Below are 22747 nucleotides of genomic sequence, written 5' to 3'. Positions count from 1 at the left end.
AAGTGCTCGCACCGAGCAGATGTTTTCCGCTCCTCATCCCAGAGCGGACGCTGCGCGCGGATGGACGACCCTGTCCGCTTCGTACCAGCGGTCCCTCTGACTTCAGGCCAGCTTCCCGTAGCTGCGCGGCAGTGTAACGATGAACTCCGTAAATGCGCCGGCCTCGGTCTCGACATCGATCTTGCCGCCATGCTGCTTGACGATGATGTCATGGGTCATCGAGAGACCGAGTCCCGTTCCCTCTCCGGTTGGTTTGGTGGTGAAGAAGGGATTGAACATCTTTTCCCTCACCTCGGGCGGGATGCCGGCGCCGTTGTCGCGAACTCGGATTTCGACCGTCTCGCCGAGATTCCTGGTGGCCGCGCTGAGCACCGGCTCGAACGCCTTGTCACCTGTCTCCGCCTTGCGTCTTGTCGCGGCATAGAAGCCGTTTGAGATGAGATTGAGCAGCGCCCGGGTAATCTCCTGCGGGTACAGCTCCAGCGCGCCCGCATTGGGGTCGAGGTCGTGCTTGAGCGTGATCGCAAAGTCCGGCTTCTCGGCCCGAGCGCCGTGATAGGCTAGGTTGAGGCTCTCTCCGACCAGCGCGTTGATGTCGGCGGACCGCCGTTCGCCCGAGCCTTCGCGCGAATGCTGAAGCATGTTCTTAACGATCGAGTCGGCGCGCTTCCCGTGCTGGACGACCTTTTGCAAATTGCCTTTCAGGAGCTCACGGATTTCGTCCAGTTCCTTTCGCCTGCCGGCCTCGTCGAGCGCGGGATTTTCAAATACCTCTGTCATCTCGTCGACGAGCTCGGCCGACAGCGCCGAAAAATTGTTGACGAAATTGAGCGGATTCTTGATCTCGTGGGCAATGCCCGCAGTGAGCTGGCCGAGCGAAGCAAGCTTCTCGGTCTGCACCAGGCGATCCTGGGCGGTGCGGAGGTCGTCAAGAGATGTCGCCAGTTCCTTGGTACGTGCCTGTACCTCATCAAAAAGGCGCACGTTCTCTACGGCGATCACCGCCTGGTCGGCGAATGTCTGGACCAGGTCGACCTGTCGCGGCGAATATTCACCGACGCGGTCCCGTGCCAGCGCGAACACGCCGATTCCACGGCCTTCGCGCATGAGCGGAACCATCAATATGGATTTAAAGCCCAATCGCTCCTGAAAAAAGCGCACGCTAGACCGAGCCTGGTCAAAATCCGGAACGTTGCCGATCTCGCCGTGGAGCACGGCGCGGCCCATATAACTGGTGTCGTCGATTGGAATCCGGGCTTCACGCAGGGACTTTTCCAATTCGGGGGCGATCTCGCTGGTCCCTTTCATAGCCAGAACGTCGCCTTCGCGGAGAAATAGTCCGCTCAGTGTAGCTCCGCACAACTCCGATGCCGAGCGGGCAAGGGTGTTCATGACGGTATCGAGGTCGAACGCCGAGCGGCTGATCACCTTGAGCACGTCCGCGGTCGCGGTCTGCTGCTGTAATGATTCGCGCAGCTCCTGAAGCAGTCTCGTATTCTCGATGGCGATGACGGCTTGGGCGGCAAAATTCTTAACTAGCTCGATCTGCTTGTCGGTGAACGGCCGCATTTCCTTTCGGTAAATAACAATCGCGCCAACCAATTTGTTCTCTTTGAGCATTGGTACCGCGAGAAAGGACCGCGCGCCTGCCAGTTCGACGGTGACGACGCGCAACGGCTCACGTTCGGCGTAAGCGGAATCGGCCTTGAGATCTGGGATATGGGCGACTTGCATCGTGCGCGCGAGCCGAGCAAGGCCTGTGTTCGGGCTTGCGCGTATCGGTCCGTGCTGCTCCCAATACTCGCGATAGGATGGAGGAACATCGTGGAGATGCGTCGCGTGAAACCTTTCACCATCGTAGAGCAAGAGGTGGCCGAACTTGGCTTCGCAAATGCGTAATGCGTTCGAAAGGATCGACTCGAATACAGGCTTCGTGTCACCCGGCGACGAGCTGATGACCTTGAGCACCTCCGAAGTCGCCGTCTGCTGTCCTAGCGCTTCCTTCGTCTCGTTGAATAGCCGCACGTTCTCAATGGCGATCACCGCCTGGTCGGCGAAGGTCTGAAGCAATTGGACGTGATGCGAGGCAAATGCTCCCGGCTGCTTGCGCGTAACACTGATCAGTCCGATTGTCTTGTTGTCACGTAGCAGCGGGACGAAAACGAAGCTGCGCCAACCGCGCAACCGTGCCATCTCCTTTATCTTTAGATCGTCAATTTCAATTTCTGTGTCGGCAATTCGGTAGATCTCCCCCTTACGGATTGTTTCACCCCACATGAAAGTCGAAAGCGTTGCCGGAAAGAAGGCCTTCAGGGCCGCATCGGCTGCCGGGCTGACAGGTGTGAACGACATCAGGTGCTGCACGTCATCGACAATGCTGTACACTGCAGTCGACAGGCCATTGACCAGCCGGTTCGATCTCTGCGCGATCGCTTCGAATACCGGCTGGGTATCGGTCGGCGAACTGGCGATCACTTTCAGGATATCGGCAGTCGCCGTCTGCCGCTCGAGCGCCTCCTGGGTCTCGCTGAACAGTCTGGCGTTCTGGATCGCGATCACGGCCTGGTCGGCGAATGTCTCGACCAGTGCTATTTGCTCGTTGGTGAAGGGAAGCACCTGGGCGCGATGCAGCACCAGAACACCAAGGATATCGTCACCGCGCAACAGTGGCACAGCGAGCGCGCTCCTAAAGTTACCTAGCGTTTGCCAGTCGCCTTGATCCCACCCGGGCTCACCAAGCACGTCTGAAATATGAACGACCTTACGATCAAACACTGCGCGGCTGACGATGTTGTCGCGGTCCGCGGAGAGGACGCGCTCTGCCGCCCACTCCTTAAATTCGTCGTTGAATGAATAGGTCGATGCCAGAATGTACCTGTCCTCCTCGCGCCGCCGGATGAGCCCCTTGTCCGCACGACAAAGGCGCACTGCGGTCTCAGTGAGGGTATCAAGTACCTCTTGTAAGTCGAAGGTTGAGCGACCGATGCTCTTTAGCACCTCGGCGGTCGCGCCCTCGCGCTGGTGCGCTTCGGCTAGCTGGCGCTCAAGCTCCTCGACCCGGCGACTGTGGCCGTCTAGAGCGCCGGTTGTCGATACTTCGGATGACATGGCGGGGATCCATATGATCCTTGGAATGCTCTATCAAAATGCGTCTGGGCACGACGGAGCGATGAAACCATCCTACGCTGATCGTCAGGTCGACGACCACAGGCAAACAATATGGTGCATCACAGCAAATAGGGCGCACCACTTCCGCCTTGGGTGGCTATAGACGGAAGTCAGCCCGCTTGAATGGTATGTCCGTTCTACCCTAGACAGCTGAAGTCTATGGCCGGAGCGGGCATGTCCGAAAAGTGGCCAATAGCGGACATCGGCCAATTATTCGATCACCTCGTCGGCTATCTATAGATGTAAAGCTTCAGCAGAACCGAGGGATGGTACGACGGCCGGCCAGTCGCTGCAGGTTCAACCCCTTCGAAGCTCATCTCCGCCAATCGAGCGCGTTCACAAATGCATCGATCACACGAACCGGATTATCCTCGGCAATGAAGTCATCGAGGCATTCGGGCAACAGCGTCCATTGCCCACGATCCGCCTCCTCAACGAACCGCCTCATCGATTTCCCCCAAAAGAATCACAGGAGAATCATAACAGCGGTGCAGCGTTTTCACACAGCCAGGGTCAAAAAGCGACATCCCAGAGTTGCTCGCGGAAGTCTGCTTCACCCCTAGAAACGGACATCGCGCAGTTCGCCGAGCCAAGGTGCGAGGCGGCCCTCGGTCAAAAGCCAATCTTGTCGATCCACCGCCGGAGCAGGGGGACGGGAAAACCTTCGCCGTAGCCTTCCGCTACAGTCTTCTCTTCATGGCCGAGAATTGCCCAGCGGCAATCTTCGGGGCAACCGGCAGCCCGGAGACGGTCCTGCGCCCGATGGCGCAGTGAATGGACGACCTTGCGACGGTCGTCGATACCTACGTCGTTTAAAAATCGGTTGAGGCGTTTCGACGCCGCTTTCGGGCCGCCGGGGAAGAGCGGCCCCTCTATCTTGAGGGGGAGAAACGGGAGCAGGGCGGTCGGGAGGGGAACACGCCGGAGCGACTGCGACGTCTTGCTGCCGATAATGATATAACGGCATCCACGCTCTTTCATTTCGCCGTCGATCTCAAAGGCTTCTGACAGCCTCATGCCGGTGGACGCGAGCGCGCGGAACAGCAATTGGTCGCCTTTGTCGAGCCGGTTAAGTTTCTGCTTCACGATTCGGATATCCGTTTCGCTCAGCGGCAGTCGCCGTTCCTTGTCGTCGCGCTCCGGCACGATACTACTAAACGGATTGAATTTCAGTTTCCCCTCATCAATCGCCAGATTGACAGCCGCAGTCAGCCATCCCACTTTCTTCTGAATGGTCGCGCTCTTCAGGCCCTTCTTCTCGAAATAATCAACGAGCTTGCGGCCATCGTCTCTGCTCGCATCCCTCAGTGGCTTGCCGTTGGTGAGTAGCTTGTACAGCGCCCACACCGCGCGGGCTTCCCGCTCGTAATAGTCAGTGATGTTTTTGTGCTTCAGATAGGTTTCGATTAGAGCATCGTCGGGGTTGGTCGCCACGCGCTCGCGTTGCTTTTCGTTACGCGCGATCGTCTTCTGCTCCCGCCGCGCCGGCACCTCCACCGCAAATCCGCCGTTCGCTTCCTTCCGTACGATCGCGCCATTGTGGCTCAGGACTATCAGCTCGCGGTCATCGGCGATGATCCGCTCGCCGTCTGCCGCGACGTGCTCCTGTCCCGGTGCGAAACGATGCTGCCAAGTAATATTGATGCCGGGCTTTGCCTCTAACAGCCGAAGCTTGTGCTCTTGGATGTGAGGCAGTGCTAGGATTTCGGCTTGGGCGCGATCTGGCGTGCCGAGCGACTTCTCAACCCGCTCCCCGTTCGGATACTGAAATTTGATCTGCCAGTTACGCGAACCGTTGCGGAGAAAAAGGTAATCGATTTTGCGGGTCATAAAGTCACCGTTAGCGGCAGTTGCTAGCGGCAGGGTTTAGTGGCAGTCTTAGCGGCAGTAAAATACTTTATGTTGCAATGGTTTACGAGAGCTTTTTCAGCAGCTATTCTCCGTCCCCTAGGGAGCGCCAGTGATCCCGATTTCCCCTCCATTATCGCCGGCGCAACGCATCAAGCAGCGTTTCGAAGGCGCGGGCGTAGTCGGCGCCGGCCTTGGGCAGGTCGGTTTTGCCCGAGCAGGCCACGGCTGCCTCGGTTACGGCGCCGAGCAACAGGCGCGACAGCGGCTCGACCGGTTGCCGCGCAATCAGGCCGTCATCCATCGCGCGGCCGAGCGCAGCCGAAAAGCGCCCGCCGAAATGACGATTGTCGATCTCGCGCCAGCGTTCCCAGCCGAGCACCGCAGGACCGTCGTGAAGAACGATCTGTCCGTTGGCGCCTTTCGCGCAGGCTGCGAAGTAAGCCCGCGTTCCCTTGGCCATCGCCGCCAGCGCGTCGGTTTCCGAGCGCGCGATCCGGTCGACCTCGGCCAGCAGCTCCCGCGAGACCTGGTCGAACACCGCCTCGAACAACGCCTCCTTGGTGTCGAAGTGGTGGTAGACCGCGCCCTTGGCGAGGTGCGCAGCGGCGGCGATGTCGTCAATGGTGGTCGCGGCGAAACCATTGTCGCCGAACAGGCGCCTGGCCGCCTTGGTGATCGCGGCCCGCGTCGTCTCCCGCCGTTCAAGCTGTGTCGCCATCGGCGCATTGTAGCCTCGTGTCAAATCCTGGCAATTGACTTACCGACTATAAGTCGATATTTACCGACTTGTAGTCTGTAAATGGAGTCCGCCGATGCCCTCCCTTGCAACGCTGCGCGCCTTCGCGCAGGCGGTCGAATCCAACGACCATGTCGGTGCCATCGAGCGGTTCTACGCACCCGATGCGGCGATCCGGGAAAATGACGATCCGCCGATCAGGGGCCGCGAGGCGCTGGCCGAACGCGAACGGCGCCTGCTCGCCACTGTCGCGGGCGTCAAGACGACCCGCCTCGGGCCGCTGCTGTACGATGGAGATCATGCGGCGATCCGCTGGCGCTTCGAGTTCACGGCCAGCGACGGCTCGGTCCGCGCGATGGAGGAGATCGCATGGCAAACCTGGCGCGGCGAGCAACTGATCGAGGAACACTTCTTCTACGATCGGAGAACGCCGGGCAAACCGTCGCGCAAGGACGCCGCAAGCGGAGTCGAACCGTGACGCCGGGCGGTATCGGCCGAAAGACGCTGACGAGCGTCGCCGCCGGGCTTGTGGCCGGGACGACGAACCTGATCGCGGCAGGCGCGATCTACCACGGCACCTTGACGCATGGCTTGCAGACGATCGCGTCGGGACTATTGGGCGAGCAAGCCTTCGCCGGCGGAAGGGCAACGGCGGTGCTGGGCGGCTGCCTGCATTACGCGATATCGATCGTCGCTGCGGGCATCTATCTCTGGGCGGCCGGCTGGTCGAGCGGATTGAGGTGGCACTGGCTTGCCGGCGGCACGGCCTTCGGCGTCGTGGCTTATGCCGTCATGAACCTGGTCGTCGTGCCGCTGTCGAACGCCGCAAATCCCGATCTCTCGCTCGTCATGATCGCAAAGGAACTGGTGGCCCACACTATCATGTTCGGCATTCCGATATCCGGCGTCGTCGCGCTGCTCTCCCGGTCGGGATAGGGGCCGCCGGCTTCCGGCGCCGTCGCGCGCGATTCGGCCTCGTCTCATTTCGTGCGCAAGGTCCCGATGAGGCCCTTGGGATCGAGCAGGAGATCGAGCGCGTTGGCGATGCCGGCGACGAAGACGCTGGCGCTCGTCATCGCCTCGACCGCGCAACCCTCGCCCACATCCACCGCAATCGCGAGGCCTCCGGCATCCCTGACCACCGCAAGCCACAGCCTGTCGTTCCTGCCATTGCCGAACACGGCGATATGGTCGAGGCCGATGCCGAGGCCGGCGATATAGTCGCGCTTGAACGCATCGTGGGCGTCCGACGCGATCTCATCGTGCAACGTGACCGGAAGGTCCGCCAGCTGCTTGCGCGCGGTCTTGCGCGTGTCCGAGGTGACGACGTGAATATCGACGAGCTCCGCGAGCCGGCGAAGGCGCGCGCTCACGCCGTCGATCAGTTCGCCCCTGAGACAAAGCGTTCCCGTGTAGTCGCTACAGATGGCTTCGATGTGCAGATGACCGAAGCCGGGGATGTTGAGTCTGATTCCGCTTTTCATGGGCGGGCCTGGGTGCGTTTCATTTACCACGGCCAGAACCCGGCTTGACAGGCACGCGTCGTGTTCTCATTATGTTCTCATTCGGAAAGTTGGTCGAAACATCAGGGGTGAGCGGTCTGGATGGCCACGACAGCCACCATCCTGCATGCGGACCTCGATGCCTTCTATGCCTCGGTCGAGCAGCTGCTCGACCCTTCGCTGCGCGGCAAGCCAATCGCCGTCGGCGGCGGGGTCGTGCTCGCCGCGTCCTACGAGGCCAGGGCTTTCGGGGTCCGCGGCGGCATGCCGGGACGGCAGGCGCGCGAGCTCTGTCCGCAGCTCACTTTCGTCACCGGCCATTTCGCGGATTACCAGCGGCTGGGCGATGCCGCCATCAAGGTGATCGGCGATTTCACGCCGCTGGTCGAGCGGATCTCGATCGACGAGGCGTTTGCCGACGTTGCGGGCTGCACCCATCTGTTCGGCACGCCCGCCGACATCGCGCGTGCGATCCGCGCCCGCGTGCGCAGCGAGCTTGGTCTGCCGATTTCGGTCGGCGTCGCGCGCACCAAGCATCTTGCGAAGATCGCTTCGCAGGTCGCCAAGCCCGACGGGCTCGTGGTCGTCGATCCCGCTGCCGAGCTGGAATTTCTTCACGAGCTCGGCGTCGAGCTGATGTGGGGCGTGGGTCCGGTCACCAGGGCGCGGCTCGCCGGGATCGGCGTCGAGACGATCGGGCAGCTCGCCAACCTTCAGCCGCGGTCGCTCGAGCGGTTGCTCGGTGCCGCGGCCGGCGAGAAGCTTGCGGCGCTGGCGTGGAATCGCGATCCGCGCCGCATCCGCTCTCGCCACCGCGCCCGATCGGCCGGCGCGCAGTCCGCGATCGGCCGCAAGCCCGCCGTCGAGCGGGTGATTCGGCCGACCCTGCTTCATCTTGCGGACCGGATCGCCACGCGGCTCCGGGCGAAGTCGAGGCCCGGCCGAACCGTGACTGTCCGCGTCCGCTTCGCCGATCTCACATCGGTCACGCGCTCGATCACGCTCGATGCGCCGATCTGCGCGACCGTGATGCTCGCCGCGTTCGCCGAGGACCTCGTGCGCGCGGCGCTTGCGGACCATCCGGACGAGACGATCATCTCGCTGCTCGCAATCTCCGTGTCGCATCTCGAGGAGCACTGGGATCTGGCGCTGGAGCTGCCGCTCGGACTTGCGGACGAAGCGCGCCGTCCCGGCACCAGGATCGGCATGGCGCGCTGGGCCGCGGACCGTGCCGTCGACAGCATCCGCGATCGCTTCGGATGGGATGCGATCGGATATGGCTCGGTCGCATTGGGGGCTTCTCGCTCGGTGCCCGATGAATTTCGCAAGCTCGCCGAAAGGGAGCTGTAACCGCCGCCTTCCGATGGGCGCGCCGCGCCCGTCATGGGTTCATTGCATACTTTGTCATTGTCCCCCGCGCCGTGGTGACACAAGATCGCCGCCACGCCCCACTCCTTCCGGAGAACCCCATGGTCGCCCAACCCAATTCGCTCGCAGGCCGCGACGTCGCCTCGGTCATCCACCCCTACACCAATCTCGAGCAGCACAAGACGACCGGCCCGACCGTGATCGCGAAAGGCGAGGGCGTCTACGTCTATGACGACGGCGGCAGGAAATATCTGGAGGGGATGGCGGGCCTGTGGAGCACCTCGCTCGGCTTTTCCGAGAAGCGCCTCGTCGAGGCCGCCATCCGCCAGATGCAGCAGCTGCCGACCTATCACATCTTCAACGGCCGCTCGAACGAGGCCATGATCGAGCTCGCCGCGGCGCTGTTGAAGATCGCGCCGAAGGGGCTCGGCAAGGTGCTGTTCGCCAATTCCGGTTCGGAGGCCAACGACCAGGCGGCCAAGCTCGTCTGGTTCTACAACAACGCGATCGGCCGGCCGCGCAAGAAGAAGATCATCAGCCGCGTGCGCGCCTATCACGGCATCACCGTGTTCTCCGGCAGCCTGACCGGGCTTCCGCCCAACCACAATGATTTCGACCTGCCGGTCGGCGGCGTGCTGCGCACCGATTGTCCGAGCCACTATCTCTACGGCCTGGCGGGCGAAAGCGAGCGCGCCTTCGTCGACCGCGTCGTCGGCAATCTCGAGCAGATGATCATCCGCGAAGGACCCGACACCATCGCGGCCTTCATCGCCGAGCCCGTGAACGGCGCGGGCGGCGTCATCGTGCCGCCGCGCGATTATTTCCCGCGGGTGCAGGAGGTGCTGCGCCGCTACGACATTCTTGTCATCGCCGACGAGGTGATCACGGGCTTCGGCCGCACCGGCAACATGTTCGGCTGCGAGACCTTCGGCATCGAGCCCGACATCATGACGGTGGCGAAGGCGCTGTCGTCGGCCTACCTGCCGATCTCGGCGACGGTCATCAGCGAGACCATTGCCGAAGCGATCACCAAACATTCCGGCAAGCTCGGCAATTTCGCGCACGGCTTCACCTATGCCGGCCATCCGGTGTCTGCCGCGGTCGCGCTGGAGACGCTCAGGATATACGAGGAGCGCGACATCCTCTCCCATGTCAGGCAGGTCGGTCCCTATCTGCAGGAGAAGCTGCAGGCGCTGGCCGGCCATCCCCTGGTCGGCGAAGCGCGCGGCGTCGGCCTGATCGGCGCGGTGCATCTTGTGGCAGACAAGCCGAGCCGCGCGGCGCTGCCGCCTGCGGCCGGCATCGGCCCGCTGATCCAGCAGAGCGCTTTTGATCGCGGCGTCTTGTTACGCGCCACGCCCGATGCGGTCTATGTCTGCCCGCCGCTGATCATCACCAGGGGCGAGATCGACGAGCTGATATCAGCGCTCAAGGGCGCGCTCGATGATGGCTATGCGGAGGCGGTGCGGAAGGGGTTGGTAGGGGCTGAGGTGAAGAAGGCGGGGTGAGGGGATGGCGCTGAACGCGCAACTGCGCGTCGCGGTCTCACTGTCAGTCGGACGAGCCCGAAGGCTCTTCGTGCTCGGGATGGTCGTCTCCGCCGGCGTCGTCGGCGTGCGCGCCCGTTGGCATCGATGCGCCGCGCAACCGAATGACCGTCGCGACCAGGTCGACATCGACCTTGAGCAGGTCGAGATCGCGCGTCATCTCTCGCACCTCCTGGCCCTTGCGCGCGATCTCCTCGGAAACGTCGCCATGTTGCGCTCGGTCACTCCGCCGGAGCCGCCGACGAACATCTTGGCCCTAATCCATGCCAGCCGCGCCCGCTGCGTATCGCGCGTGAACTTCCGCTCCACGAATTGCCGGCGCACCTCGGCATAGGCCGACAGCAGCTCCACATCGGGCATCCGGTACAGGGTATCGGCTGAAAGGCTCATGGCAGTCAGACCCAGTTCTCGGCCCTCAGTCCTGGCATGCGGCTGAATTCGCGCATGTTGTTGGTCACGACGATCAGCCCTTCGCTGCGGGCATGCAGAGTTGCTCGGCCAGTGTGTTGAACTTCCCCAGCAGGTTCGGCGGATAGTTCTTCATCACATGGATGCAGATGTTGGTGTCGAGCATGTAGGTGAGCATCAGAGCGTCTCACGCTCCTCGGCCTGCGGCTGCTCACGCCCGGCCATGAAGTCGTCGCTGGCGCGCGGCCCGTTTTGAAACAGGTCGTCCCATCGCTTGCCTTGCGGTACGATCAGGCGGCTGCGGCCGATCTTCAGGATATCGACCTCATGCACGCCCGCCGGAAAGGCCACGGCCTTCGGCAGCCGGACGGCCTGACAGCGATTGCTGATGAACACCGTGGAGCTCGTCATGGCGCGATTTCCGTGTATATCCAGTTGAGATATACATAGCTGTATCGTGGGTATTTTGCGAGGGTGGTTGTGGAATGGCTCGCTGCGGCGAACTGCTGCGCGCCGGCGGCACGCCGACCACCGAGATGGTGATCAAGATCTTAAGCAGATCGCTCTGCTGGATGCTGATAAAGCCCAGGATGCCCTCACACCGCCTCATAAAACCCTATCTTCCTGATCTGCGGCGCGAGCGCCTCTTCGGCCTTCTCGAGATCGAAGCGTGCCTGTATGTTCATCCAGAACGCCGCGCCGGTCTTGAAAAACTTGCCGAGCCTCAGCGCGGTGTCGGCCGTCACGGGCTTTTCCTCGCGTGCGATGCGCTCGATCCTGGTGCGCGGCACGTGCAATGCAGCCGCGAGGGCGTACGGTGTCAGCTTGAGTGGAACGAGAAATTCCTCCCGCAGGATTTCGCCGGGATGAACCGGCGGAAGTTTCTTAGCCATTTGCGATCTCCTACTCGCCTCCTTCGGTTGGGGCGAGCTAGTGATAGTCCACGATCTCAACGTCTTCGGGTCCCGCATCGGTCCAGCGGAACACGACCCGCCATTGGTCATTGATCCGTATCGAGTGCTTGCCCTTCAAATCGCCCTTGAGGGCTTCGAGGCGATTGCCGGGAGGCGAGTTCAGAGCCGCAAGAAACTCGGCGGAATCTATCATGACAAGTTTTCGGCGGGCGATCCCGGCGAGATTTGCCGGAAAACCTTTCGGGACCACGCGGCCCTGAAGGATCGCCTCGGCAAATTTCCCCTTAAAGCTTCTGATCACAGGTCAAACGTATCCTATCGAGATACGTTTTGCAAGGTTTGGTATCCCGGCGCGACACCAAGGGGCTGCGCGTCACCCACGCCTTGCCCGACAGGCAACACACCCAAAAAAACCGCCGCCTGTTTTGCCCGACGAGTCAAGCGCGCCGCGCAAAAATATTTCTCTTTCCGAAAGGCAGAACTTATGATTTAAAGAAGCCAGCCCGCCTCGACACGGGGGACGTGATGGCCATTCGTCACCAGACGTGAGGCGGGTTGCGATGGACGTGTTGGTCTCACAAGGCGTGCGAGATCGATGCGTACGGTCAAGTCGTGTGGTCGTGGTCCCCCGACGCTGGGATCAAGCCCGTTTAAGCGATTGAACGGGCGACGGAGGCTAACAAGCCCGGCACTCCGGCGAGAGCGCGAAGTAAGCCGTAAACCATTGCGCAGGGAGTGCCGTGCGATTTCGGCCCTGCCTGACGACTTGTGGGCGATTTTTCTTTTTAGCCCACGAGGATTGCGGGTGCGGTTGAGCGCCCGGTACTCCCTGCGCCCTCTTTTTTCCGAGGGACACGGATTTTCGCAAAGCCCGGGTGCGATCTGCGCCGCGGGGATGCGGACCTATGTCTTCGTCATTGCGAGCGCAGCGAAGCAATCCATTCTTTCTTTTTCCAGGCGAAATGGATTGCTTCGTCGCTTCCGCCTTCGCTCTGCGAGCTTCGGCGGACAAGTCGCTCCTCGCAATGACGAGGGACGGGGTGGTCACCCCATCATGGCTTTGGTAGGACATACACAAAACGATCCGTCAATCGAATCACCCCTCAAACGCTGCATTCCCCGTTCCCGATGACCTCGATTCCTACCATCACCGTGCGCGTTCCTCGAACCGGTCCCGCCGGCCACAAGGGCACGCTCGCGATTGGCGACTGGTCCGTTCCCTGCGTGGTCGGCACCGGCGGGCTCGTTGCAGCGTCGGTGAAGCGCGAAGGCGATCGCAAGACGCCGATCGGCGTGTTTCCGTTGCGCTATGGGCTGTTCAAGCCTCTTCCCGCGCTGCGCTTCCTCGAAAGCGTGAGCTTTCCGTTCGTTCCCTGCTCCGACGACATGATCTGGGAAGAGGACGGACCCGATTACAACAGGCTGGTGTTTGCCGACGGCGCGGATCGCCCGGGCGACCGGCTGGCGCGGCCGCGCGACCACGATCTGTTCAACGTGATCGTGCCGATCGGCTACAACGACGCTGTCGCCGAAGCCGGCCGCGGCAGCGCGCTGTTCGTTCACGCCGCGCGTCCGGACATGAGCGGCACGGCAGGATGCGTCGCGCTTCGGCCCGACGATCTGCTCGAGCTGGCGCGGCGGCTCAAGCCCGGCATGGTGATCGACATCGACTACGAGGCCGCGCCCGCGCAGACGGTACGCGCGGACGACGCATCGCCGATCGAGACGGTGAGCTTCGCCGCCCTGCATCCCGGCCCGAAGCTGCTCGTCACCGGCGCGGTCCATGGCAACGAGATCTGCGGGCCGGAGGCGATCAGCCGCGTCATCGCCGATTGCCGGTCCGGCAAGATCGCGATCCGGCGCGGGCAGGTCACCTTCGTTCCGATCGTGAACATGAAGGCGTATCGCGCCAACACGCGCGAAGGCGACCGCAATCTCAATCGCAATTTGCGCCCACGCGACAACCCGAAGGACAACGAGGATCTGGTCGGCAATGTCTTGTGCGCCCTGCTGCGCGAGCACGAGGTGCTGCTCGACATTCATTCGTTCCGCTCGCAGGGCAAACCGTTCGTGTTCGTCGGGCCGGAGGATAACGATGGCGAGATCGAGCCGTTTCGGCTGTCCGGGCCCGAAAGCGAATTGGCGCTGCGGCTCGGGCCTGACATCATCATGCATGGCTGGATGCCGGCCTATGCCCGCGCGGCGCTGGAGCGCCGTCGCCGCGGCGGAGCGGGCGATCCCACGGAGGGCATCGGCACCACGGAATATATGCGCTCGGTCGGCGGCTATGGCGTGACGCTGGAATGCGGAAATCACGGCGATCCGCGCGCGGTCGAGGTCGCCTATCACGCTATCGTCAATGCGCTCGGCCAGCTCGGGCTGATCGATGCGCAACCATCGAAGGCGAAACTCGAGAAGACCATTGAGATCGTCGACGCCGTGTTATGCGACGCCGCCGGCGATCGTCTGGCGCGGGAGTTCGTCACCGGCGACGCCGTGAGGTCAGGCGAGACCATCGTCGTCCGCGCGGACGGTTCAAGGATGACGGCGCCGTCGAACGGCTTCGTGGTCTTCCCCGACCGCAACGCGCGGGCGATGGACGTGATCTGCTATTTCGGAGTGCCGAGCAAACGTTTCGGCTAGGGCTCCCACAATGTCGTCGCCCGCGCAGGCGGGCGACCCAGTATCCCAGAGGCTTCTCAGTTGAACACTGCTGCCTCTGGAATACTGGGTCGTCCGGTCAAGCCGGACGACGACATCGAACGCTGTTTGACATCTTGAATCGGAAACGAGACGGCTTGCCCTCGCAATGACCGCGCCTCACGCCGCGACTTTCGCCAAGCCTTTCCAGTCGAAGCTCACGCCATGGCCGGAACGATCCGGCGCCAGCGCCATGCCGTCGTCCAGCACCAGCGGATGTTCGATATGGCGGTCGAGGCCAAAACCGTGTGCTTCGAGATAGAAGCGGTTCGGGCAGGCCGCGAGCAAATGCACGGTGATGTCGTGGGCGCCATGGCTGGTGACGGGAAGGTTGAAGGCTTCCGCAAGCCGCGCGATCTTCATGAACGCGGTGACGCCGCCGCAATTGGTCACGTCGGGCTCGGGATAGGACACCGCGCCGGCCGCGATGTAATTCTTGAACTCCCACAGCGAGCGCAGGTTCTCGCCGGCCGCGATCGGCACGCCGCCTGCCTGAAGAATCCGCGCGTGGCCGGCGACGTCGTCGGGAATGATCGGCTCCTCCAGCCAGGTCAGGTCGAAAGGCAGGAACGCGCGGGCGGCGCGGATCGCTTCCTCGACGCTCCATTTCATGTTGGCGTCCGCCATCAGCGGAAAGCCCTCGCCGAGATGCGCCCGCATCGCCTTGACGCGCGCCACGTCGGAGGCGAGATCGGGCTGGCCGACCTTCATCTTGATGGCGCGAAGGCCTTTCGCAAGATTGTCGTCGGTCTGTTTCAGCAGCGCCTCGACGGACAGATCGAGATCGATGCCGCCGGCATAGCACGGCACGCGCGGATCGAAGCCGCCGAGCAGCCGCCACAGCGGCGCCTTGGCGCGGCGCGCCTTCAGGTCCCACAGCGCGATGTCGACCGCCGAGAGCGCCAGCACCACCGGTCCGCCGCGGCCGCCATAATGCAGGCCCCACCAGATGCGATGCCAGATCGCCTCGATGTCGTCGGCGTCGCAACCCTGGATCAACTCCGGCACCTCGCGGCGCAGGATGTCGGCGATCGCGCCGCCATTGCGGCCGACCGTGTAGGTGTAGCCTGTACCCTCGGCGCCGTCGGCATCCCTGACACGAACGGTGATCAGCTCGAATGCGGCGATCTCGCCATGTGTGGAGTCGGACAGCGTTACCGGCAGCGGGATGCGATAATGTCCGGTCTCGATCTTGTCGATGCGCGCCATTCGCTGGTCTCACTCCCGGTCGTGGTGATCCATCTCACAACAACCGCGGGGGAAGCACAACAGCGTGAGCCGCATCGCAGCATTTCGTTCTCGCGCTCACCTGGCCTGCGCGATAGACTGGGGCCAAAGAACTGGGAATCGCAAGGGAGCGGACGCATGGCAAAATTCAAGATCGAGCCGCATTTCCGGCTTCAGGAATGGGTCGCGGAAGAGAAGGGCTATTTCCGCGACGAGGGTCTCGATTACGAGTTCAAGGAGTTCATCCGCTCCTCCGGCGGCGCGCATCACGCCAAAGGTCCGAGCGGCGCGTTCCAGAGCATCGAGAAGGGGCGCGAGTCCAATGTCACCTGCGCCTGCCACTGGACGGTGAACGTCGCGGCCTCGCGCGGCCACACCAAGCTGTTCGCGGACGCCTATTCGGTGGCGCCGTCGGGCATCTTCGTGCGCGCGGACTCGGCGATCCGGACGCCGGCCGATCTCGCCGGCGTGCCGGTCTCGGTCGGCTACCAGTCGGGGAGCCATTACGCGACCATCCAGGCGCTCGAAAGCTACCTCGCAAAGGACCAGATCAAGCTGTCGTTCGACGAGGGCATGCTGTTCGCCCGCATGGAAGCATTCTTCGAAGGCAAGTCGGAAGCGGCGACCCTGTTCGGCGGGCCCTATTACTTCGCCGAGCAACTCGGCTATCGCAAGATCATCGACACCACTTTCATGATCGGCGCCATGGTGAACGGCGATCCCGACATGGACGACGTCAGGCGTTACTTCCAGGCGCTGCGGCGGGCGCAGCGCGACATCGATCTCCGGCCGGAGCTCTATACGCATTATTACAAAATGGAATTTCCCGAGCGCTTCCATGCGAAGATGGATACGCGGCGCTGGGGACCGGGCGAGCGCATCGTGTTCGAGCCTTACAGCCGCGAGGTGTTCTCGGAGTCGTTCGACTGGATCGCCAAACACGAGATCTTCGAGCCCGGCAGCATGGGCTCGGGCGACTACGAGAAGTCGACGGTGTCGCTTTCCTAATATTGCGGCGGCATCGATCGGCGGTTTGCGAGGAACCCGACCTCGCGCGGCGAATCCAGCCGCGCGGTGCGCCGCGCCCTGGACGACGGCGACGGCATGATGCTCATCTCGATCGCGGGGTCGGTGGTCCGCTGCTTCCTGCCCGTCTTCGCCGTCCTGGTCCGCTCGATGCGCTTGGCCTGCGCGATGTCGGCGAACGCCTTCTCGAACTTGCGCAGGCGGTAGAGCACGATGCCGCGGTCGATATAGGCGGCGGTGAATTTCGGATCGAGCTGGATGGCGCGATCGAAATCGGCGATCGCGTTGTCGAGATCGCCGGAGCGATAGGCGAAGATGCCGCGCTCGCGAAAAGCCTTGGCGTCGGGAGGCGGCGCGATCTCGAGCGGCGGTCCGAGCGGAGGTGCCGGCTCGGTCACCGTGACGGAGGCGGGCACGATGTCGGCGCGGGATACATCCGCGCCGTCGGCCTTGTCGTTCGAGGCGATCTCAGTCCTGGCAATCTCGGTCCTGGGCGGCGTCACCGGGATCGAGACCGTCGTGACCTGAACGGGCTTGGCGCGCGCATCGGCCGAAGCCGGCGCGGACTCGAACGGCTCGCGTATGCTGGCGGTGACATCGTTCACTGCGGATGCGACCTGATCGATCGGCGCGCTCAGCGCCTCCGACATCTGCTGGAACAGGAGATATCCGCCGACCGACGCCGCCGAGATGAAACCGAGCGCCACAACAAAGGAGGTGACCGCGACGACCTTGTTCATGAAGGCGTGCCGGTCCCACTCCTTCTTCTCGCGCTCCGCGAGGTCGAGCAGATGATCGTAGGTGGCGCGCTGATCCGGATCGGCGAGGATGCCGTTGGCGCGCACAATCTGCCTGAATTTGAATCCGGCGTCGGGATCGCCCGGATGGAGATCGGGATGGGTTCCCTTGACGGCGCGACGGAAGGCTACCCGCAGCTCTTCGGCGTCATCGCGCGGAAGCGCTCCGAGCAAATCGTACAGCGTATCCATCGTCGCACTCACGGCTACTCAACAAAACTCTCTCCACCGAAATTTCCGCCGAGAATTCGTTGTGGAGAACCGTGCGCTGATCGTGTGGATAATCCCTGTGGAGGGCGGCAAAAAGATGACTGAATTGTGGGCGTTAACCATTTCGCCGCCTGATTGCCAGCCCGCCGGCGCAGCCGTTAACGGCCGGCTGCCGCGGTCTCGCAGCGGTTGGCGGCCTGCAGCCGGGCGAGGCGCTCGCGGACCCGCTTCTCGGCCGCCTGGTAGCATTGCCGCTCATATTCGATCTTCATCTTGGACCACAGATCGGGGTCGGCGGTCTTCAGATCGCCCCGCCGAAACACGCAATCGGGAGGCGATTGCGGCATCAGAAGCGCGGCCTCGGGCCGGCAAAGCTGTGCTTCTGCATGGGCTTGCGGGGTGCCTGCGGCAGGGGCGGGCTCCGGAGCCGAAGCCTGCGCGCATCCCGCCAGCACGAAAGCGAGCGCGATCGGAACGCCGCGCGTGCAGCGCGGCCGCACTTGTCCTGGTCTGTCGGGCATCGCTCGGTTCGGCCTCGTTCGCGCACACTCCGCTGCGGATGCAGCAATGGCGCCTGGGCCGCCGACCAAGCATCGGTATCATGGGTGCAAAGCTTGAAGCAGGTCTTAACAATTAAGGTTAACGCGCAGTTAAGTTCCGATAGGGTGCGCGCGGCTGAGGTCACGCAGGTCGAACCAATGAACAGAACAATGAAAAGACGGCATTCAAGATCGTCGGTGATCGCAGCGCTCGGCCTGATCGCGATTGGCTTGTTGCTGCCGATCGATGCGCGCGCCGAGCAGTCGTTCTCCTTCGACAACACGCCGGGCAAGCTGCCGAAAACGGCAGTGCCGACGCATTACGCGATCGAGCTTGCGCCCGACCTGCAGGCGCTGACGGCCGAGGGCAGCGAGGTCATCGACGTCGAGGTGCGCGAGACCACATGGCGGCTGCAGCTCAATGCCGCGAACCTTGCGATTGCGGAGGCGAGCATCGACGACGGCGCGCAGCGCGCCGAGGTCACGCTCGATCCGAAGGCCGAGACGGCGACGCTGACTTTTCCGACGGCGCTCACGAAAGGGCTGCACAGGCTGCGCCTCGCCTTCACGGCGAAAATCAATCCGTTCGGCCGCGGCCTGTTCTTTGCCGATTACCCGACCGAGGCCGGCAGCAAGCGGATGATTTCGACCCAGCTCGAGCCCGCGGACGCGCGGCGGATCTTTCCCTGCTGGGATGAGCCGGTCTTCAAGGCGACGTTCGCATTGACCGTGACCGTGCCGCAGAACTTTCTTGCAATCAGCAACATGCCGATCGCGAAAGAAGAACCGCTGGCCGACGGCAGGAAGCGCGTCGTCTTTCCACCGACGCCGAAAATGTCGAGCTATCTGTTCGTGCTGTCGGCCGGCGAGCTGGAGCGGATCACGGCGGATGCGAATGGCGTCACCGTCGGGGTGGTCACGACCGTGGGCAAGGCGGAGAAGGGACGCTTCGCGCTGGATAACGCGGTCAAACTGCTTGCCTGGTACAACGACTATTTCGGCAGCAAATATCCGCTGCCCAAGCTCGACCTGATCGCCGTGCCCGGCGGCTTCGGCGGCGCGATGGAGAACTGGGGCGGCATCACCTTCTTCGAGAGCCGCCTGCTGTTCGATCCTGCGACCACGCCCGACACTGCGCGGCGGCGCATCTTCAGCGTGCTCGCGCATGAGATGGCGCATCAATGGTTCGGTGACCTCGTCACCACCGCGTGGTGGGACAATCTCTGGCTCAACGAGGGCTTTGCCAGCTGGATGCAGGAAAAGGCGGCCGAGCATTTCTATCCGCAATGGAAGAGCTGGCTCAACGGCTACAATCAGAAGCAGCTTGCGTTCTCGCTCGACGCGCGGCGCACCTCGCATCCGATCCAGCAGCCGGTCGCCGACCACAGCGTGGCAATGACCGCCTTCGACCCCATCACCTACAACAAGGGCCAGGCTTTCATCCGCATGCTGGAGAATTACCTCGGCGAGGACGCGTTCCGCGACGGCATCCGGCAATACATGCAGGCGCACGCCTATAGCAACGCGACGACGGCCGATCTCTGGCAGGCGTTGGAGCGTGCAACGGGCAAGCAGGTCAGCGCGATCGCGGCGTCCTTCACCGAGCAGGACGGCGTGCCGTTGGTGATTGCCGAGACGGTATGCGACGGTGACGCGCAGCGCCTGACGTTGAAACAGGAGCGCTTCATGATCATCCCTTCGCAGGCCAATGCGACCTTGCCGCCGCTGAAGTGGCGGGTGCCGGTCACGGTGGGAAAAATCGGTGCGACAGAGCCGCAAAAGCTTCTGCTCGACGGCAACGCCGAGGTCGCTGCGGGTAAATGCGGCGACGCCGTGAAAGTCAATTTCGGCGATATCGGCTATTACCGGGTCGACTATGGCCCAAGGCTGCGCGCCGCGCTGACAAAACAGCTCGCCCAGATGGCGCCGCAGGATCGCGTCAATTTCCTCGCCGACGACTGGGCGATGGTGCAGGCCGGCCGCGCCGAGCCGGCCTCCTATCTTGCACTGATCGATGCGCTGGCGGCGAACGACGCCCGCGCGGTCTGGGATCAGGTGCTCAACACGCTGAATGGGCTCGACCGCCTGGCGCGCGAGCGCCCGGAGCAGCCGGCGCTGGAGGCTTACGCGCGCGCCAAATTGCGGCCGGTGCTCGACCGGCTCGGCTGGGACGGCAGCGGTGCCGGCGATGATGACGATACGCTGCTGCGGGCCGACCTGATCTGGACGCTGGGCGATCTCCGCGATGCCGATATCATCAGCGAGGGGCGGCGGCGCTTTGCCGCCTTCCTGAAGGACCCGACATCGCTGCCTCCGGCCCAGCGCGAGTTTGTCCCCCACGTCGTCGGCGTTGCCGCGCGCCGTGAGGACTATGACGCGCTGTTGGCGCTGGCGCGCAGGAGCACGGCGACCAATGAACGCGTGCGCTATTACTATGCCGCGGCGAGCGCGCGCGATGGCGCGCTGGCGCAGGATACGCTGGCACTGACGCTGACCAGGGAGTTGCCGAGCACGCTCGTGAACGGCCTGATCAACGAGGTCGCGCAATCGGGCTGGCACCGCGAGCTGGCCTGGGATTTCCTGCAGAAGAACCTGGCTGCGCTCACCGCGCGGCAGGGACCGGACTTTCCGCACGAGTTCGTTCCGAACTTCATGACCACTTTCTCCGACGAGGCTCATGCCGATGCGCTCAGGCAATTCGCGCCGGCGCAGGAGACTCTCGGCGGGCGCGTGATGACATCGCGCGCGCTGGAAGCGATCGCGATATCGGCCGATCTGAAGGCGCGCGCGCTGCCGGCGATCGACGCCTGGATCAAGGCGCATCCGGTGAATCCGTAAGGAGAGCATTAATGACTTCTTAAAAATCCGAAGCGCGCTTGCATGCTGAAGAGCGGCTTAAATTTTATGGTTAGCCAATCCTCACCGCTCAGTCTTTCTTAAGGTTTTCCGCCGATCTTGGTTAACGGTTCGTACCGGTAACAAGTTCGGGTTGTGTCGTGAAAAAAGTCTCAGTAGCTGCTTTGGCCTTGTTTTTGAGTTCAGGCTTCACCCACGCGGCCGACATGCCGATGGCGCCGCTGCCGGTCAAGCTGTGGACCTGGACCGGTCTGTACATGGGCGGTCATTTCGGCGGTGGCTGGGGCGACGCGGCCGTCACCGATCCCGCAGGTGCTGCGATCTACGGCAACAATGTGCGCGGCAATGCCGTGTTGGCCGGGGTGCAAGCCGGCTATAACTGGCAGGTCCCCAATACTTTCTTCGTGCTCGGCGTCGACGCCGATGTCAGTGCGATCGGCGCCAATGGCAGCGGCACGTGCCTCGCATCATCGGGCTACTTCATCTCGGCGAATTGCCGCACGCGCCCCGATCTCGGCGGCACGTTCACCGGCCGCGCCGGCTACGCCATCGGTCCCGGTGGCCACACGCTGATCTACGCCAAGGGCGGTCTCGCCTGGCTCGACGACCGTATCGACGTCACCACGAACGGGCTCTATCCGCCGCTAACGACCACTTTCAACGGCGTGCGCTGGGGCTGGACCGGCGGCGTTGGAGTCGAACGCGCGCTGACGCCGGCCTGGTCGTTCAAGGTCGAATATGACTACGCCAGGTTCGATGATCTCACGATCCCGACGCCGCAAAGCTTCCTGCAGGTGATTCCCGGCTCGCCGTTCGGTTACATTCCGACGCCGGGCGGCACCGCAACCATGAGTCAGACTCTGCAAACCGTCAAAGTCGGTCTGAATTACAAGATCGGCGAGGGCATGTACTCGCAATGGGCGCCGTCGCCGACCGACTATCATCTGCGCGGCGCTACCGATGCCGCGGTCGCGCCAGTGGCGCAATTCGAATTCGGCGGGCGCGTCTGGTATTCGTCCGGACGCTTCCAGAAGGATCTCGGCACTTTCTCCGATCAGAGCACTTCGAATCTCCTGGTCTCGCGGCTGACCTACAATTCGACGGCGGCCACCGGCGAACTGTTCGGCCGCATCGATACTCCGATCAACGTCTTCCTCAAAGGCTTCGTCGGCGGCGGCAAGCTCACCTCCGGCAACATGAACGATGAGGATTGGGTCATCTTCAATGAGTCTGTGCCTTATTCCAATACGTCGTCGAACGTGAAGGGCGATCTGGCCTATGCCACCATCGATGCCGGCTATTCGGTGTTCAAGGGACCGAACGCCAATGTCGGCGGCTTCATCGGCTTCAACTATTACCGCGAGAACAAGCAGGCCTATGGCTGCGCGCAGATCGCCAATCCGTTCTCGGATTGCGTGCCCAGCCTGCCCAATTCCGTGCTCGGCATTGTCGAGGACGACAAGTGGTATTCGCTCCGGCTCGGCGTGAACGGCGTGTTCACGGTCTGGGACCGGCTCAAGCTCACGGCCGACGCCGCCTGGCTGCCGTTCGCGTCCTTCAATGGCATCGACAACCACCTGCTGCGCACCGACGTGAGCAACACGGTCTCGACCGAAACCGGCGTCGGGCAGGGCTTCCAGCTCGAGGCCATCCTGTCCTATGCCTTCGCCAACGGCCTGAACCTCGGCGCCGGCGGCCGCTACTGGGCGATGTGGGCCCCTGGCGCCTACACCAACATCTTCGGCACGCCGTGCCCCTGCCAGTCGCTTCCGGTGCGCACCGAGCGCTATGGCGTCTTCGCGCAGGCGTCCTACAAGTTCGACGTGCTGCAATAGGGACTGTTTCGGGTGCCCTGCCGCGAATGTGTGACGTTGCGCACATACCGACGCCGGGCCCTC

General features: G+C 63.0%; 20 protein-coding genes and 2 pseudogenes. 8 read left to right on the top strand and 14 right to left on the bottom strand.

The genetic code is table 11. The features are described 5' to 3' along the window. Positions 1-102: 102 nt before the first annotated feature. From VFB05_RS23735 to VFB05_RS23720, 4 genes and pseudogenes are all read right to left on the bottom strand, one after another. Positions 103-3108: a GAF domain-containing protein gene (locus VFB05_RS23735; RefSeq protein ID WP_325016837.1), complete on the bottom strand. Its 3006-nt coding sequence runs from the start codon at positions 3106-3108 to the stop codon at positions 103-105. 296 nt (positions 3109-3404) lie between these two features. Beyond that, positions 3405-3616: pseudogene (locus tag VFB05_RS23730) on the bottom strand (transposase); the annotation flags it as partial. A 164-nt stretch (positions 3617-3780) separates the two neighbouring features. Continuing rightward, complete coding sequence (locus tag VFB05_RS23725; protein WP_325016835.1) at positions 3781-4998, bottom strand: hypothetical protein; 1218 nt, start codon at positions 4996-4998, stop codon at positions 3781-3783. A 151-nt stretch (positions 4999-5149) separates the two neighbouring features. Next, positions 5150-5737 (bottom strand): helix-turn-helix domain-containing protein, encoded by a 588-nt coding sequence (locus VFB05_RS23720; protein WP_325016833.1) that lies wholly within the window; start codon positions 5735-5737, stop codon positions 5150-5152. 94 nt (positions 5738-5831) lie between these two features. Here VFB05_RS23720 and VFB05_RS23715 point away from each other — a divergent pair, with 94 nt between their 5' ends. Then, the gene (locus tag VFB05_RS23715) at positions 5832-6233 is read left to right on the top strand and encodes a nuclear transport factor 2 family protein (protein ID WP_325016831.1); all 402 of its coding nucleotides are present in this window, start codon (positions 5832-5834) and stop codon (positions 6231-6233) included. Beyond that, on the top strand, positions 6230-6691 hold the full coding sequence (locus VFB05_RS23710; protein ID WP_325016829.1) for a hypothetical protein: 462 nt from the start codon (positions 6230-6232) through the stop codon (positions 6689-6691). The genes VFB05_RS23715 and VFB05_RS23710 overlap by 4 nt, the downstream gene beginning before the upstream one ends. 44 nt (positions 6692-6735) lie before the next feature. Here VFB05_RS23710 and VFB05_RS23705 read toward each other — a convergent pair whose 3' ends face one another. Beyond that, positions 6736-7239: a hypothetical protein gene (locus tag VFB05_RS23705; protein ID WP_325016827.1), complete on the bottom strand. Its 504-nt coding sequence runs from the start codon at positions 7237-7239 to the stop codon at positions 6736-6738. A gap of 120 nt (positions 7240-7359) precedes the next feature. Here VFB05_RS23705 and dinB point away from each other — a divergent pair, with 120 nt between their 5' ends. Together dinB and VFB05_RS23695 are read left to right on the top strand one after the other, a co-directional pair. Beyond that, complete coding sequence (gene dinB, locus VFB05_RS23700) at positions 7360-8607, top strand: DNA polymerase IV (RefSeq protein ID WP_325016825.1); 1248 nt, start codon at positions 7360-7362, stop codon at positions 8605-8607. 119 nt (positions 8608-8726) lie between these two features. Then, the gene (locus VFB05_RS23695; protein ID WP_325016823.1) at positions 8727-10133 is read left to right on the top strand and encodes an aspartate aminotransferase family protein; all 1407 of its coding nucleotides are present in this window, start codon (positions 8727-8729) and stop codon (positions 10131-10133) included. A 43-nt stretch (positions 10134-10176) separates the two neighbouring features. On the opposite strand, the gene VFB05_RS23690 is transcribed toward VFB05_RS23695, so the two are convergent. From VFB05_RS23690 to VFB05_RS23665, 6 genes and pseudogenes are all read right to left on the bottom strand, one after another. Beyond that, complete coding sequence (locus tag VFB05_RS23690) at positions 10177-10332, bottom strand: hypothetical protein (protein ID WP_325016821.1); 156 nt, start codon at positions 10330-10332, stop codon at positions 10177-10179. Next, positions 10329-10562 carry a hypothetical protein gene (locus VFB05_RS23685; RefSeq protein WP_325016819.1) on the bottom strand — a complete coding sequence of 78 codons (234 nt, stop codon included), beginning with the start codon at positions 10560-10562 and terminating at the stop codon, positions 10329-10331. Before VFB05_RS23685 ends, VFB05_RS23690 begins: the two co-directional genes overlap by 4 nt. 5 nt (positions 10563-10567) lie before the next feature. After that, positions 10568-10758: pseudogene (locus VFB05_RS23680) on the bottom strand (hypothetical protein). Further along, positions 10758-10991: a type II toxin-antitoxin system VapB family antitoxin gene (gene vapB, locus VFB05_RS23675; protein ID WP_325016817.1), complete on the bottom strand. Its 234-nt coding sequence runs from the start codon at positions 10989-10991 to the stop codon at positions 10758-10760. The pseudogene VFB05_RS23680 and the gene vapB overlap by 1 nt, the downstream one beginning before the upstream one ends. Positions 10992-11176: 185 nt before the next feature. Then, complete coding sequence (locus VFB05_RS23670; RefSeq protein WP_325016815.1) at positions 11177-11473, bottom strand: HigA family addiction module antitoxin; 297 nt, start codon at positions 11471-11473, stop codon at positions 11177-11179. A gap of 37 nt (positions 11474-11510) precedes the next feature. After that, positions 11511-11795: a type II toxin-antitoxin system RelE/ParE family toxin gene (locus VFB05_RS23665; protein ID WP_325016813.1), complete on the bottom strand. Its 285-nt coding sequence runs from the start codon at positions 11793-11795 to the stop codon at positions 11511-11513. 827 nt (positions 11796-12622) lie between these two features. Between VFB05_RS23665 and VFB05_RS23660 the strand changes: the two genes are divergently transcribed. Then, on the top strand, positions 12623-14137 hold the full coding sequence (locus VFB05_RS23660; protein WP_325016811.1) for a L,D-transpeptidase family protein: 1515 nt from the start codon (positions 12623-12625) through the stop codon (positions 14135-14137). A gap of 177 nt (positions 14138-14314) precedes the next feature. Here the strand turns inward: VFB05_RS23660 and VFB05_RS23655 are convergent, their stop codons facing one another. After that, positions 14315-15403, bottom strand: coding sequence for a mandelate racemase/muconate lactonizing enzyme family protein (locus tag VFB05_RS23655; protein WP_325016809.1), 1089 nt, complete (start codon positions 15401-15403; stop codon positions 14315-14317). A gap of 156 nt (positions 15404-15559) precedes the next feature. Here VFB05_RS23655 and VFB05_RS23650 point away from each other — a divergent pair, with 156 nt between their 5' ends. Beyond that, entirely contained in the window at positions 15560-16429 is an 870-nt protein-coding gene (locus VFB05_RS23650) for an ABC transporter substrate-binding protein (RefSeq protein WP_325016807.1), read from the top strand. Here the strand turns inward: VFB05_RS23650 and VFB05_RS23645 are convergent. Together VFB05_RS23645 and VFB05_RS23640 are read right to left on the bottom strand one after the other, a co-directional pair. After that, positions 16426-17448 carry a DnaJ domain-containing protein gene (locus VFB05_RS23645; RefSeq protein WP_325016805.1) on the bottom strand — a complete coding sequence of 341 codons (1023 nt, stop codon included), beginning with the start codon at positions 17446-17448 and terminating at the stop codon, positions 16426-16428. The genes VFB05_RS23650 and VFB05_RS23645 overlap by 4 nt on opposite strands. 164 nt (positions 17449-17612) lie before the next feature. Beyond that, positions 17613-17975, bottom strand: a complete 363-nt coding sequence (locus VFB05_RS23640) for a hypothetical protein (RefSeq protein WP_325016802.1) — start codon at positions 17973-17975, stop codon at positions 17613-17615. Positions 17976-18164: 189 nt separating this feature from the next. Here VFB05_RS23640 and VFB05_RS23635 point away from each other — a divergent pair, with 189 nt between their 5' ends. Both VFB05_RS23635 and VFB05_RS23630 read left to right on the top strand, forming a co-directional pair. Beyond that, complete coding sequence (locus tag VFB05_RS23635) at positions 18165-20831, top strand: M1 family metallopeptidase (RefSeq protein ID WP_325016800.1); 2667 nt, start codon at positions 18165-18167, stop codon at positions 20829-20831. Positions 20832-20989: 158 nt separating this feature from the next. Continuing rightward, positions 20990-22684, top strand: a complete 1695-nt coding sequence (locus VFB05_RS23630; RefSeq protein ID WP_325016798.1) for an outer membrane beta-barrel protein — start codon at positions 20990-20992, stop codon at positions 22682-22684. Positions 22685-22747: the final 63 nt, after the last annotated feature.

It is taken from the genome of Bradyrhizobium sp., assembly GCF_035652035.1.
Taxonomy (GTDB): Bacteria; Pseudomonadota; Alphaproteobacteria; order Rhizobiales; family Xanthobacteraceae; genus Bradyrhizobium.
The sequence above is the reverse complement of the archived record's forward strand: the minus strand, read 5'-3'. Positions and strand labels throughout refer to the sequence as shown.